We start from the raw sequence: 12,943 nt of genomic DNA, 5'->3' as shown, positions 1-12,943 counted from the left end.
CGCGTTGAGAACACGGGCGGAGCATTCTTTCATGATCACCGAGTCTGGTCGCATGGTCCTGAATCTAGGGTGAGCTAAGCGTATCGGAACCGAGGGTGAACCCCCACCGAACCGACGACGTCCGATCAATACGACGGACGAGCGGCCGTTACGGTTCCGACATCGGATCACGCCAGCCGCCTCGATGCCAGGATGCTGACCAAATGCAGGACGACTTGTAGGCAAGCGGCGACGAAGCAGGCCACCAGCAGCACCCTGGTCGCCGCCAGGTCGCCCCGCACCGCGTCGATCACGGCCGTCGCGAGGGCCAGCAGCGACAGCTCGATCGGCTGCACGATGCGGTGGAACTTCGTGGCGGACAGGATGCGCCGCCCCAGCCCGAGCAGCCCGGAGCGGAACTGCACCGCGCCCGACTCCCCCGCCGCCGGCAGGCCGCCCTTGGCCCGCGCCACCTCGACCAGGTCGGTCTCGGCCTTGATGAGGATGGCGCCGAGCGCGGCCCCCACCCCCAGCACGGTGTACCAGTCGGGCAGCACGGCCGAGGCCCGCCAGCCCAGCCCGGCGAGCACGGCCGCCTCGGCGAAGTAGGCCCCCACCCGGTCGAGGTAGACGCCGGTCAGCGAGGTGCGGCCCGTCCAGCGGGCCAGCTCGCCGTCGGAGCAGTCGAGCAGCAGGTAGACCTGGATGAGCAGGGCGGCGGCCACGGCCGCCCAGAGCCCGGGGACCGCGATCACGAACCCGGCCAGCACCCCGGCCACCGTCATCACCCAGGTGAGCTGGTTGGGGGTGACCCGGGTGCGCGCCATGAGCCAGGTGACGTAGATGGACAGGCGGCGCATGTAGAGCACGCCGGCCCAGTGCTCGCCGTTCCTGCGCTCCAGATGACCGGCGGGCTGGGCGACCCGCCGCAGGTCAGCTACCGAAGGTCCGGACATAGTCCGCCACCCGCTCACGGATCTCGTTGTCCTGCATGCGGAGGTGCTCCAGGATCGTGTAGCGGCCGGGACGGGTGGACGGAGCCAGCGCCACCGCCTCGGCGAACTGCTCGACGCTCAGCCCGATGTCCGCCGGCACCACCGGCAGCTCGTGCCGGCGCAGGCAGTCGGCGATCTGCCTGGCCCGCGCCTCGTCCTCGCGGAGGAAGAAGCAGAAGACCGTGGCGATGCCGGCGAGCTCGCCGTGGTTGGAGGTGCCGGGGAAGAGCTGATCCACGGCATGCAGGATCTCATGGTCGCCGCCGCTCGCGGGCCGCGACGACCCGGCGATGACCATGGACATGCCCGACAGGATCAGGGACTCGGCCAGCACGGTCAGGAACGCGTCGGACTCGATGCCGTCCTGCCGGCCGACGAGCGCCTCGGCCGCGGTGCGCGCCATCGAGCAGGCCAGGCCGTCTATGGGCTCGCCGCGTTCGACGTTGCTGAGCTGCCAGTCCTCGATCGCCGACAGGTTGCTGACCACGTCGCCCACCCCGGCCCTGACCAGGGTGGGGGGCGCGGCGTGCACGAAGTCGAGGTCGACCAGGATGGCGAGCGGCATCGGCACGCCGAACGAGCCCTTGCCGCCCTCGTAGACGAGGGAGGCGGTGGGCGAGCAGATGCCGTCGTGGGAGAGGTTGGTGGCCACGGCGACCATCGGGATGCCGGCCAGCGAGGCGGCGTACTTGGTGGCGTCGATGGTCCTGCCGCCGCCCACGCCGACCACGACCTCGAAAGCGCTCTTGCGCAGGTCGGCGCCGAGCGAGACGGCGGCGTCCACCGTGCCGTCGGACACCCGGAACACCTCGGCCTCGTCGAGCTGCGGGGAGATCAGACTCTCTATGTGGTCGCCCTGCCCCGGGCCGACCGCTATGGCGACCCGGCCGGAGGTCGCCACCCTGCTGTCGGCCAGCAGAGCGCCGAGCTCCGCCACGGCGCCCCGCCTGACCTGCATGGTCAGCGGCGCCGGCAACATCCTCGCGAGAAGCGGCATGCCCGGCTCCTCAGTAGCGTACGGCGATGGTGCGGGCCTTGGCCAGGTCCTCGTGGTTGTCCACCTCGACCCAGTCGACCTCGCCGATGGACGCCGCGTGGATGGTCTCGCCACGCTCGACCAGCTCCTGGTAGCCGTCCTCGTAGTAGAGCTGCGGGTCGCGCTCGAAGGTGGCCTTGAGCGCGTCGGCCAGCCGCGCGGCGGCGGCGGGGCGGATCAGGGTGGCGCCGATGTACTCGCCGTACGCCTCGGCCGGGTCCATCAGCTTGGTGATGCGCCGCAGCGAGCCGCCCTCGTCGAGGGTCACCTTCATCTCCTCGTCGGCGAGCTTCTTGACGTTGTCGACGGCGAGCAGGATGTCGCTGGTCTCGGGGGCGGCCAGCAGCGTCTTCTCGACCGAGACCGGGTGCACGGTGTCGCCGTTGACCAGCAGCGCGCCCTGCGCGAAGTGCTCGCGGGCGCACCACAGGGAGTAGGCGTTGTTCCACTCCTCGGCCTTGTCGTTGTGCACCAGGGTGAGCCTGACGCCGTACTTCTCCTCGAAGCCGGCCTTGCGCTCGTGCACGGCCTGCGCCGCGTAGCCGACGACGATCACGACGTCCCGCAGGCCCACCTCGGCCAGGTTGCGCAGCGAGATGTCCATGATCGTGGTTTCACCGTCGACCGGCACGAGCGCCTTGGGCAACGTGTCGGTGTAAGGCCGCAGGCGTCGTCCGGCCCCAGCGGCCAGCACCATTCCCAGCAACGTGCACTCCTCAGTCGAGCATGACTACATGTGGGCCAAAGGTTAGTTGCCTTTGGGCCCTCCGCGGGTAATCCGGTGTCAGTCTTGCGTTCGCGCATCGGTCGCCTCCACCCGTACGGTGGGCGCGGCGAGCCAGCGGGTGAGGCTCTCCCAGCCGAACAGCCCCCACAGGTAGAGCGCCAGCAGCGTGTAGCCCACGGTCAACGGCCCCATGAGCGCGACCAGGGAGACCACCATCATCCGGCCGTCCCAGCCGAGCCCGGCCGTGGCCAGCCACGAGGGCGGATGGACCCGCTCCCGCAGGCGGTAGACCAGATCGTAATGATGGAAGGCGAGCGCGCCGAGCAGCACCATGATCAGCAGCGGGTGCAGCCCGTGGGCGAACCCGACGGCGGCCACGAAGGTGTACTCGATCAGCCGCAGGATCGGCGGCACCAGCCAGTCGAAGCGGCCGTCGTGCGGATGCGTGCTGCCCGGACCGGCCAGCAGCAGCGTGACGGCGGGCGCGAAGACCGCCAGCCCGTCGGCGCCGGCCACGCCGAGCAGCAGCAGCACGCCGGTGACGAACGTGCCGGCCAGCACCGGCGGCAGCGGCGGCAGCTGACCGGCCACCAGCAGGCCCATCGCCCGCGAGAGCGGCCCGTCGTCGCGCTGCGCGACGACGGCGCTCCTCGGCACCGGCGCCATGTGCACGGGCCTGGCCACCCGGCCCCCGGCCTGTCTCCCCGCCGGCCTCCCCATCGGGCTCCTCATCGCGCCGACCTCGCCATCCGTCCGACCAACTGGTACGTCATAGCAACCCCGCCCCAGGCCAGCAGCGTCACGAACGTCGTACGCGCCCCCCATCCGGCGGCGGTGACGCAGATCAGCGCGGTCCGCTCGCCGATCGGCAGCACGATCATCCGCTTGAGCCAGCGCACGACCGGCATCCGCTCGACCCGCCGGGCGAGCGCGAGCAGGCCACGGGGCGAGGCGGCGTCGGCCGACTCGCGCAGCGACCGCGCCGGGCGGGACCAGGACGCGCCGCCTGCCCCGTCCGCGCCCGCCGCCGCGCCGGCGAAGGAGTGGGCCATGGCATGCCGGACGACCTGGAGGATCATCGCGGCCACGGCCAGCCGCCAGACGCCGGGGCCGGGGACGCCGAGGGCCAGACCGGCGTAGACGAGGTATTCCTTCAGCCGGTCGGCCATGCCGTCCACCCACGCGCCGAGCGGCGAGAACGTACGGGTGTAGCGGGCGAGCTGCCCGTCGAGGCAGTCGAGCGCGAACGACAGGTAGAACAGCACCGCCCCCAGCAGGAGCCCGCCCGGCGTACCGGCCGAGAACCACACCGCCGCCAGCACCGCCAGCCCGACCGAGATGCCGGTCACCGTGTTGGGGGTGAGCTTGAGCCGGGCGGCCGGCCTGATCAGGTGGCGGGTCCAGGTCGAGACGAGGAACGTGGCGAAGAAGCCGTCGTCGTCCTTGACCGAGGTGTCCAGCCGGACGCGGTCCTCGTCCACCTCGGCCAGCCGCGCGACGGCCACGTCGGCGGCGTGCTGCCCGGCGACCCGGTCGGCGTGCAGCGGCCCGAGCGGGGCGGCCCGGACCTTCACGCCGCTGCGGACGAGCCCGACCAGCAGCAGGTCGACGGTCTCGACGGGGGTGACCGGGCCGAGCTTGCCGGTGTCGGCCAGCTCGGCCAGCTCCTCGGCGACCTCGGCGAGCGTGCCGAGGTCGGGCGCGGCGACCTGGAGCAGGCCGCGGAAGGTGGCGTTGGCCTCGGGCACGGTGTGGAACGAGCTGCCCGCGGCCACGACCGTGCCGCCCTCGACCCGGACCGGCGGCCGGAGCGGGCCCTCGGCCGGGTCCAGCGCGACCAGCGCGCCCGTGTCGTGCGCCGGATGGTCCAGCAGCAGTGCCAGGGCCTCGGTGTGGGCCACGAGGTCGGCGGGCACCAGGGCGAGCGCGCTCACGGCCGTCCTGGCGATCTTCGCGACGCCCCTGAGGTCGGCCGCGAGTCCGACCCCCTGCGTCAGCACCTGCACGTCGCGGACGGGCAGGAGGTCGAGCTGCGTGCCGAGGCGGTCGAGCAGCGTGCCGTCGGAGCAGGAGAGCCTGCTCGCCGGCGTGGTGGCGAGGACGACGGCCGCCGTGGCCGGATGGTCGTGCCTCGGATCGTCGTGCGCGGTCAGCGAGTCGGGCAAAGCGCAGGTCTCCTACCGGTCGGGCGGAGGTGCGTGGACTTGAGGGGTGCGTAGCCTCAGCGTAGCGACCGGTCAACGCGATATCACGGAACAGGACCGTTATGCCGGTCAGGTGACCCCGTACACCTCGTCCTTGGTGACCACCTCTTTCGTCCCGCAGGCGGGGCAGCGGTCGAGCCTGGGCAGCAGGACGCCGTACCAGCGCAGCACGCTGAGCTCGTCCACGCCGGCGCCCATGGGCGGGAGGTGGGCGTGCGCGGCCTCGCGCCGGTTGATCCACTGGAACATGGGGGCGACCAGGTCCTGGTTGAGGCCGCGGAAGGCGGGCGAGGCGTCGCCGAGCAGTTCCAGCAGGGCCAGTTTGGCCATGAGCAGCGCGATCGGGATGACGTCGGTGGACAGGCCGGGCTGGGGCAGGACCGCCCGGTCGGTGTAGGAGAACCGGGCGGCGTCGGCCTCGCTGCTGATCTCGGTGTCGCCGGCCTGGCCGGGAAGCGAGTCGACGAAGCACTGGTAGCAGGCGGTCAGTCCGGGGATGACGCGCTGGACGATGCCGCCGTACGCGCGTTGGAAGACCCCGCCGAGGATCATCGGCAGCTCGTTCTGCAGGCAGAGCCGGTTGATCAGCAGGCGGCTCTCCCGCGTGTCGGTGGCGCAGATCACCACGTCGGCGCCGAGCTTCCTGATGTGCTCCAGGACCTCGTGCTTGGTGTCCCCGTTCACGTGGAGGGTGCTGGTCACCACCTCGGCCGCGGGATTGTGCCGGTGCACCAGGTCCCGCATGGCGAGCGCCTTGAACCGGCCGACGTCGTTCAGTCCCAGCTCGTGGCGGGAGACGTTGCCGGGTTCGAGCCGGTCGTGGTCGAGGAGCAGGAAGCGGCCCACGCCCGCCTTGGCGAGCTCGCGGACGATGAAGCTGCCGCCCGAGCCGAGCCCGAGCACGGCCACGGCGCGGTCACGGAGCACGTCCGTCTCGAAGATGCCGCGTACGCGGTCGAAGAGGTCCATGGAGGCGGGGATGACGGTGCTCTCGACCTCCTCGCCCGGCTCCCCGCCGGTCACGCGGTAGCACCGCACGCTGTCCGCCTCCACCTGGCACACGAGCACGGCGTCCTCGACCGGCGCCGAGGGGGCCGCTCCGCGTACGACCACGACGTCGGTGCCTTCGGTGCCGTCGATCACGCCCAGGTCGCCGTCGTCGAGCCGGCGCAGCGCCAGCCGGTCCGCCCCCGCCGACAGGGCGCTCGCGTGGACGACGACGTGCCGCGGGGCGCTCATGCGGCGAACGCCTTCATGTCCTCGGCGTCGATCTGCGGAACCATGTCGCCGGCCCGTTCCCCCGAGGAACGCACCTCCCACTTTCCGGTCTGCGGGTTGAAGACCATCTGCTTCCCGCGCGGCATGGTGCCCTTGGCGGCCTGTTCCATGAACGCGCGAATGTCGTTGTGTCGATCAGAAGCCACGGGGCTACTTCCTTTCAAGCGTCCATCAGGAATCGGGAAATGGGGCTGCCGTCCTGCAGGTGGCATTCGTACGCGGTCACCCAGAGCATCGCCTTGCGCACGATCTTGACGATGGAGATGGCGGCCGACCACATCTCCGGGCGGTAGGTGCAGACCTTCACCCAGCCCTCGCGGTCGCTCGCCCAGGTGTGCATCTCGTGGCTCGTCCCGTAGGCGACGATGGGCTGCGTGTAGCCCATGAGGGGAAGGGGCTCGGTGACATAGGTCGTCGGGCACTCGTCGGGATATCCGGCGGGAAGGTAGATGCGTATCCCATAAGGGTGGCCGGTGTTGCTGTGATAAACGCCGTAGACGAAGGTCCTGCCGAACGGGTTGAAGAAGTCGAAGCCGGGAAACTGCTGGAGCAGAGCCTGGCGATCGGCGGCGAGGCGATAGCGCTGCCATTCATCCCATACCAATGGTCTCCCCTTACTCTCACTGCCCCCGAAGGTTCTGAATTCCCCACTCGAAGACCTCGCGCAGGAGATAACGCTCCTCCGGCCCTCGGGGGACCCAGTCGAGGCTCTGCCGGTGCGCCTGGATGGACGCCGCCCACACGAAGGCGTATCTGCCGTCCCACGCGAGGATGTAGCGGAAGTCCGCGCGGTGGCGGTGGCCGCGGACGACGACGCAGATGAGCTGGTCTCCCATCGGGCACAGCTCCGCCATGTGCCCGCTCCCGTGCAGCAGGGGGTTGAGGTACTTCTCCAGGAAGACGGTGGGGTCGGGGATCGGCTCCCGCCGGGGGTCACCGGCCGGGCCCGGCCGCGCGGCGAGGTCCGCGGCCGGTGCGCGCGGCTCTTCCAGGGCGGGGCGGGCCGGCGTACGCGGCTCCTCCAAGGCCGGGCGGGCCGGCAGGTCCTCCCGTTCGCCCACGGGCCCGCTCCCCCGCCGCGCCGTGGAGGTGCCGAGCTGGTAGCGGGTCCGCGCCTGGGAGCCGGCCTCGCGCAGCAGGCCGGGCCCGATGCCGGAGGGCAGTTCGAGCCTGGCGGCCTCCTTGCGGATCGGGCTCTCCCCCGGGATCACGGCGAACGAGGCCGCCGCCCGCTCCGACCTCGCGACATCGGGATAGAAGAACGGCGTGAGCCGGACGACGGCGTCCCCGGAATGGTCGCGCCGCCAGGGCAGCCGCGGGCGCTGCGGCGCGGCGGTGCCCTCCCCGTTGACGAAGTTGGCGAGTATCTCCACGTGACGGAGCCGTTCGGCCTTGGCCGCGAGCCCCCGGGCCCGGCTGAGGTCGCCGGAGCTCGGCTCGAACAGGCCGATCCAGTGGTGGGAGTGCCACATGCCGAGGCTCTGCAGCCCGAACGTCGTCCACATGCCGTTCTCCATGGCCCTCGCGACCTCGGGGTCGAGCTCCAGCGTGGCCTCACTGCGGACGACCTGGCCGGCCGGGCGGGTGGCCAGGAAGACCGTGGCGCTGCCGCCGTGGCTGAAGAGGCCGTAGAGGCCGCCGCCGGTCTCGATGTCCTGGTGCTCGAACGTCTCGTCGCAGATGGTCTCGAGCTCGGACTCGTAGATCCTGATGTGGTAGTGGTCGGTCATCGGAGGCTCTCCACGATCTCCAGAAGGGTGCGGTCGGGTGACCACCCGGACGCGTCGAGGTCCAGGCACTCGCCCTCGGCTCCTGACTGCACGAGCACCAGAGGAGGCTCCGCGGGGTAGGCCGCGGACACGACGAGGGCGACCTGGCACTCCTCCAGCTCGACGATCACGGCCACCTGGCTGTCGGTGAAGGCCGCGATCTCGGGGGCGTATCCCGCGTGGATCAGCTCGCCGAGCTCGGTCTCCATCCGATAGCCGAACACCTCGCCCGCCGGTGGTGCGGGCACGGCCGCGGCGGGCGCCACCGCGGCGTCCGGCACGGCTCGCAGCACCTCGTCGAGCAGGCCGGGGTCGTGCACCCCCCGGATCCGCCAGTGCTGGTCCAGGCAGGCGAGGACGAACCAGGCCAGCACCGCGGCGACCACCCTGTCCGCCGGCTGCGGGGCGGCCGACAGGTCGACGTACTGCCAGGTCGGCAGGTCGCCGTCGCCGGGCCGGCTGTGCATCGTTCCAAGGGGCGGGTCCCATCCGAAGGTGGCCACCCGCAGGCCGAATCCCGAAGCGCCGTCCACGGCCGGGAACAGCGCGTTCAGAAAGGCGAAGACGGACAGGCGATCGCCGTCCCTCTCGAAATAGAGAATGATCGCGGGACGCCCGGGGAACTCCAGCGCGGCGATCTCCTCCGCGCCCACCGATCCCGTGATCGTCCGCGGCACGCCGTTGTCGGAGACGAAAGAACCGGTGCGGAGTTTCGCGAACCGCGGGAAAGCCGTGACGCCGCGAAGAGCCTCGTGAACGAGTCCGGGGATCCGGTGCCCGGCCAGTTTCCCGCCGGGGGCGACCGGCGAGACCAGGACCGACGGGAGCGAATTCGACGTCGTCCGGTGCAGCCTGCCGACCACGCCGAGCGGGTAGTGCGCATTCTGCAGCCGATAACGCTCAAGAAAGAGACCGCGTTCGTACTGCTCGCGGGAATGCGCCTGAAGGGTCGCCGCCAGCCGCTGCTCGGCCACGCTGTCCAGCGAGGCCCGCTCCGCGGCCGCCCGTCTTTCGCCGGCCCTGTCGATGATGAGTTCCGGGATTTTCCCCGCCAGCCCGCCCAGGACGGAAGTAATGATCGCCACGAGCCATTCCATCGTTCCCCCACCCGCCGCCGGACGGAGGCCCCCCTGCCTCACGGTGACGCCATATGTATCACAGCCATCACGCTGAGTCAGCTGAATAATCGGAGAATGTGGAACGGTGCAAATTCCGGCCGTCCGGAATGGCGGGCGGGCCGCCGCCCGTCCCGTGCCCTGCCGCACCTGCCCTACGCTCGCGGTATGGATTCGCGGTCGGTTGGCGTGCTCCTGGCGGGCGGCGTCGGGCAGCGGGTGGGCCTGGCCCTGCCCAAGCAGCTCGTCGAGGTGGCGGGCAGGACGATTCTCGAGCACTCGCTCGCGGTCTTCGAGTGCGCGCTGGAGATCGACGAGATCGTGGTGCTGATGACGCCCGGCTACACCGACCGGGTGGCGGAGATCGTGGAGCGCGGCGGCTACCGCAAGGTCACCCAGATCGTGGAGGGCGGCGCGAGCCGTTCTGAGAGCACGTGGCGGGCGTTGCGGGCGCTCGGCACCGAGGAGTGCGACGTGCTGCTGCACGACGCCGTACGGCCGCTCCTGGAGCCCCGGATCATCTCCGAGTGCGTCCGGGCCCTCCGCACCCACCAGGCCGTCAACGTGGCGATCCCGAGCTCCGACACGGTCTTCGTGGCCGCGCCGGCGGCGGACGGCGAGGTCGTCGGCGAGATGCTGGACCGCGCGGTGCTGCGGCGCAGCCAGACGCCGCAGTGCTTCAAGCTGTCGGTGATCAGGGAGGCGTACGAGCGGGCGTTCGCCGACCCGGAGTTCGCAAGCCGCCCGGCGACCGACGACTGCGGCGTGGTGCTGCGCTACCTGCCGGAGGTGCCGATCCACCTGGTGGCGGGGAGCGAGCGCAACATCAAGGTCACCCATCCGGCCGACCTGCGGATCGCCGAGTTGCTGTTCAAACTGGCCGCAGAGGCGTAGCAACGGCATAAGGGCGCAATCGCCGCTATCAGGGCACGCGACAGACGGGTACGTGGACGGCGCTTGACCCTGAGCTTGTTACCGTGCGATCACATGAGGGGACTCATCGTGATCGCGGCGCTGCTGGCCTCCTACCCCGTCCTGCTGGCGGCGGCGCTCTGGCCGGCTCCGCTGGTGTTCGGGGCGGCGGCCCTCGTGTCCTACGCCGCCGAGTACGCCGCGCCACGCCTGGCCCGCCGCCCGCTGGAGCTGCTCGCCCAGGTGCACCTCGGCGTCACGATGCGCTTCGCGGCCCGCGAGACGGCGGCGCTGCTGCTGGTGGCGCGGGCGGCCGGCCCGGACTCGGCGTGGTCCGGCGTGTGGGCGGCCGGGCCGGAGTCGGCGTGGTTCGTGGCGCTGGCGGTCTCGATGTTCGGCGTCCACGGGATGCGGGCCCTGCACACGACGCTGGCGCTGCGGCTCAGGCAGACGCTCAGCCGGATGCCGGTCACCACCCGCAACCTCGACGTGTCGGCGCTGCGCATCCCCAAGCTGCCGCCGGGCTGGCTGGGCGACCCGCGCGGCCTGCGCTTCCTCTACCTGGACGCGCTGCCGGTGCTCGGGGCCGTCTGGGGCGCGGTCGCGGCCTGCTGCGGGGCCGCCATGGCGATCGCCCTGGGCGCGGCCGGCGCGCTCGCGCTCCTCCCGTACGTGCGCCGCACCCGCCCCCTCACCGACCGGGTCCGCGTGCTGGAGGTCGTCGGGGCCCAGGTGGCCGCCTACCGCCCCGAGGTCATCCTGTACTTCTCCGGCGCGACCGCCGCCGCCTACCAGGCCCGCATGTGGCTGCCCGTGCTGGAGCGCATCGACCGGCGGGCCATCGTGGTGCTGCGCGAGCGCGGCATGGCCAGGCACCTGGAGCCGTCGTCGCTGCCGATGGTCTGCATCCCGTCGTCGGCCGACCTGATGAGCTTCCGCGCCCTGTCCAGCGCCAAGCTCTGCCTGTACGTCTCGAACGTCGGCCGCAACGTCCACATGCTGCGCATCCCGACGCTCCGCAGCGCCTTCCTCAACCACGGCGACAGCGACAAGGAAGCCTCGTTCAACCCGTTCTCGCGGGTCTACGACGAGGTGTGGGTGGCCGGGCCCGCCGGCCGCGACCGCTACAGGAAGGCCAAGGTCGGCGTACGCGACGAGTGCGTCCACGAGGTCGGCAGGCCCCAGTTGCAGGGCATCTCGACGGAGGGGCCCGGCCTGCCGTACCGGACCGTGCTCTACGCGCCCACCTGGGAGGGCTGGAACGACGACCTGTTCCACACCTCGCTGATGACGATGGGCCCGCGCATCGTGCGGGCGCTGCTGGAGCACGATCCGCCGCTGCGGGTGATCTACAAGCCGCACCCGCTGACCGGGCACCGCGACAAGGCGGCCCTGCGGGCGCACCGGAGGATCGCCGCCATGATCGAGAAGGCCGAGCTGGCCAAGTCGAAGGCCCGGCATCCCTCGCGGGCCGAGGGGCCCGCCACGTACGTCAGGCACCTGGTCGTCACAGGCCCCGAGCCGCACCTGTACGCCTGCTTCAACCAGTGCGACCTGCTGATCAGCGACATCTCCAGCGTGGTCGCCGACTTCCTGGCCAGCGAGAAGCCGTACGCGGTGACGAACGTCGCGGGGCTGCCCGAGCACGCCTTCCACGAGCGCTATCCGAGCACCGAGGCGGGCGTGCTGCTGGGCGAGGACCTGGCCGGCCTCGCGGAGTTCCTGGACGGGGAGGACACCCTGGCCCGGGCCCGGGTGAAGCTCAGGAGCTATCTGCTCGGGCCGGAGTATCCGGATGCGCTGACCCGCTTCAACGCGGCGGTGGAGCGGGTCCTCACGGGGTCATGACGATCCTGGTGGCCTCGCCAGCCTGCGCGGGCTGGTGAGGAAGCCCCAGCCCCAGGAGCAGTGCATGGCGGCGTACACCAGCGGGAGCCGCACCCGGGCGGCCATCGGCAGATGGCTGCCGGTCACGGCCGAGCCGGCGACGATCGCGAGGGCGTAGCCGCCGGGGATGACGAGCCCCAGCGGGAAGAACGGCGAGACGACCAGCCCGAGGATCATCGCCAGCACCGCGGCGGGCGGGGCGAGGTAGCGCAGGTTGATCGTGCCCTCGTGGGTGCGCGCGACCACCCGCCGCCAGCGGCCGTAGTGGAAGTACTGCTTGGCGAGGGCCTTGACGTTGGGCCGCGGCCGGTAGGAGACCCGCATGCGCGGCTGGAACCACACCAGGCCGCCGCTCTGGCGGATGCGGTGGTTCATCTCCCAGTCCTGGGCGCGCTGGAAGTGCTCGTCGTAGCCGCCCACCCGGTCGAGTGCCGAGCGGCGGAAGACGCCGAGGTAGACGGTGTCGGCGGGGCCCGCGGTGCCTCCAACGTGGAAGGCCGCGGCGCCCACCCCGATCTTGGAGGTCATCGCGCAGGCCACGGCCTGCTCGAACGGGCTGATCCCCTCCGCGGCCATGACGCCGCCGACGTTGTCGGCGCCGGTCTCGGCCAGGGTCTCGACCGCGATGCGCAGGTAGTCGGGGGGCAGCATGGCGTGCCCGTCGACCCTGGCGACGATGCCGCTGCGGGAGGCGGCGATCGCGGCGTTGAGCGCGTTGGGGGTGCGGCCGGTGGGGTTGGGCACCACGGTGACCCGGCGGTCGGACGCCGCGATGGCGTCGGCGACCTCCTGGGTGCGGTCCTGGGACGGGCCCACCGCGAGCACGACCTCGATGTCACCGGGGTAGTGCTGCGCGAGGACCATGTCGACGGCCTCACGAAGGTGCCGCTCCTCGTTGAGGACCGGCATGATGACGGAGATGGGGGGCCAGGCGCGCGTCTCCGCGGGCGCGTGCGGCGAGTCGGGGAACTGCTTCATGGCGGGGCTCACGCTACTGTACCGGCGAGGGAGTCGGGCAATCGAAAGCCCGATCCCCGGGGT

At 71.5% G+C, this 12,943-nt stretch carries 13 protein-coding genes; 2 read left to right on the top strand and 11 right to left on the bottom strand.

Going from position 1 to position 12,943, the window contains the following annotated elements; translation table 11 throughout:
* Window positions 1–167 precede the first annotated feature (167 nt).
* The 10 genes from BMW85_RS33950 to BMW85_RS33910 form a co-directional block, all read right to left on the bottom strand.
* Window positions 168–935: a CDP-alcohol phosphatidyltransferase family protein gene (locus BMW85_RS33950; RefSeq protein ID WP_091089798.1), complete on the bottom strand. Its 768-nt coding sequence runs from the start codon at window positions 933–935 to the stop codon at window positions 168–170.
* Window positions 913–1,971: an iron-containing alcohol dehydrogenase family protein gene (locus tag BMW85_RS33945; protein WP_091089795.1), complete on the bottom strand. Its 1,059-nt coding sequence runs from the start codon at window positions 1,969–1,971 to the stop codon at window positions 913–915. The genes BMW85_RS33950 and BMW85_RS33945 overlap by 23 nt, the downstream gene beginning before the upstream one ends.
* A 10-nt stretch (window positions 1,972–1,981) precedes the next feature.
* The gene (locus BMW85_RS33940) at window positions 1,982–2,716 is read right to left on the bottom strand and encodes a phosphocholine cytidylyltransferase family protein (RefSeq protein WP_091089794.1); all 735 of its coding nucleotides are present in this window, start codon (window positions 2,714–2,716) and stop codon (window positions 1,982–1,984) included.
* A gap of 78 nt (window positions 2,717–2,794) precedes the next feature.
* The gene (locus BMW85_RS52130; protein ID WP_091089791.1) at window positions 2,795–3,457 is read right to left on the bottom strand and encodes a DUF5941 domain-containing protein; all 663 of its coding nucleotides are present in this window, start codon (window positions 3,455–3,457) and stop codon (window positions 2,795–2,797) included.
* Between the two features lie 8 nt (window positions 3,458–3,465).
* Complete coding sequence (locus tag BMW85_RS52125; RefSeq protein ID WP_177241023.1) at window positions 3,466–4,902, bottom strand: CDP-alcohol phosphatidyltransferase family protein; 1,437 nt, start codon at window positions 4,900–4,902, stop codon at window positions 3,466–3,468.
* Between the two features lie 108 nt (window positions 4,903–5,010).
* The gene (locus BMW85_RS33925; protein WP_091089790.1) at window positions 5,011–6,180 is read right to left on the bottom strand and encodes a ThiF family adenylyltransferase; all 1,170 of its coding nucleotides are present in this window, start codon (window positions 6,178–6,180) and stop codon (window positions 5,011–5,013) included.
* On the bottom strand, window positions 6,177–6,365 hold the full coding sequence (locus tag BMW85_RS48765; protein ID WP_143082500.1) for a hypothetical protein: 189 nt from the start codon (window positions 6,363–6,365) through the stop codon (window positions 6,177–6,179). Before BMW85_RS48765 ends, BMW85_RS33925 begins: the two co-directional genes overlap by 4 nt.
* 14 nt (window positions 6,366–6,379) lie before the next feature.
* Window positions 6,380–6,823: a hypothetical protein gene (locus tag BMW85_RS33920; protein WP_091089788.1), complete on the bottom strand. Its 444-nt coding sequence runs from the start codon at window positions 6,821–6,823 to the stop codon at window positions 6,380–6,382.
* A gap of 16 nt (window positions 6,824–6,839) precedes the next feature.
* Window positions 6,840–7,949 carry a hypothetical protein gene (locus BMW85_RS33915; protein WP_091089785.1) on the bottom strand — a complete coding sequence of 370 codons (1,110 nt, stop codon included), beginning with the start codon at window positions 7,947–7,949 and terminating at the stop codon, window positions 6,840–6,842.
* Window positions 7,946–9,073, bottom strand: coding sequence for a hypothetical protein (locus tag BMW85_RS33910; RefSeq protein ID WP_143082499.1), 1,128 nt, complete (start codon window positions 9,071–9,073; stop codon window positions 7,946–7,948). The genes BMW85_RS33915 and BMW85_RS33910 overlap by 4 nt, the downstream gene beginning before the upstream one ends.
* A 198-nt stretch (window positions 9,074–9,271) precedes the next feature.
* On the opposite strand from BMW85_RS33910, the gene BMW85_RS33905 reads away from it, so the two are divergent.
* Window positions 9,272–9,997 (top strand): IspD/TarI family cytidylyltransferase, encoded by a 726-nt coding sequence (locus BMW85_RS33905; protein WP_218156054.1) that lies wholly within the window; start codon window positions 9,272–9,274, stop codon window positions 9,995–9,997.
* 93 nt (window positions 9,998–10,090) lie between these two features.
* Complete coding sequence (locus BMW85_RS33900) at window positions 10,091–11,863, top strand: CDP-glycerol glycerophosphotransferase family protein (protein ID WP_245775221.1); 1,773 nt, start codon at window positions 10,091–10,093, stop codon at window positions 11,861–11,863.
* Here the strand turns inward: BMW85_RS33900 and BMW85_RS33895 are convergent.
* Window positions 11,858–12,880, bottom strand: a complete 1,023-nt coding sequence (locus BMW85_RS33895) for a glycosyltransferase family 2 protein (RefSeq protein ID WP_091089774.1) — start codon at window positions 12,878–12,880, stop codon at window positions 11,858–11,860. The genes BMW85_RS33900 and BMW85_RS33895 overlap by 6 nt on opposite strands.
* Window positions 12,881–12,943 lie beyond the last annotated feature (63 nt).

This window comes from Nonomuraea wenchangensis (assembly GCF_900111685.1).
In the GTDB taxonomy this organism is placed as follows: Bacteria; Actinomycetota; Actinomycetes; order Streptosporangiales; family Streptosporangiaceae; genus Nonomuraea; species Nonomuraea wenchangensis.
Note: the sequence above shows the minus strand (reverse complement) of the source record. Positions and strands in the feature narration are given on the sequence as shown.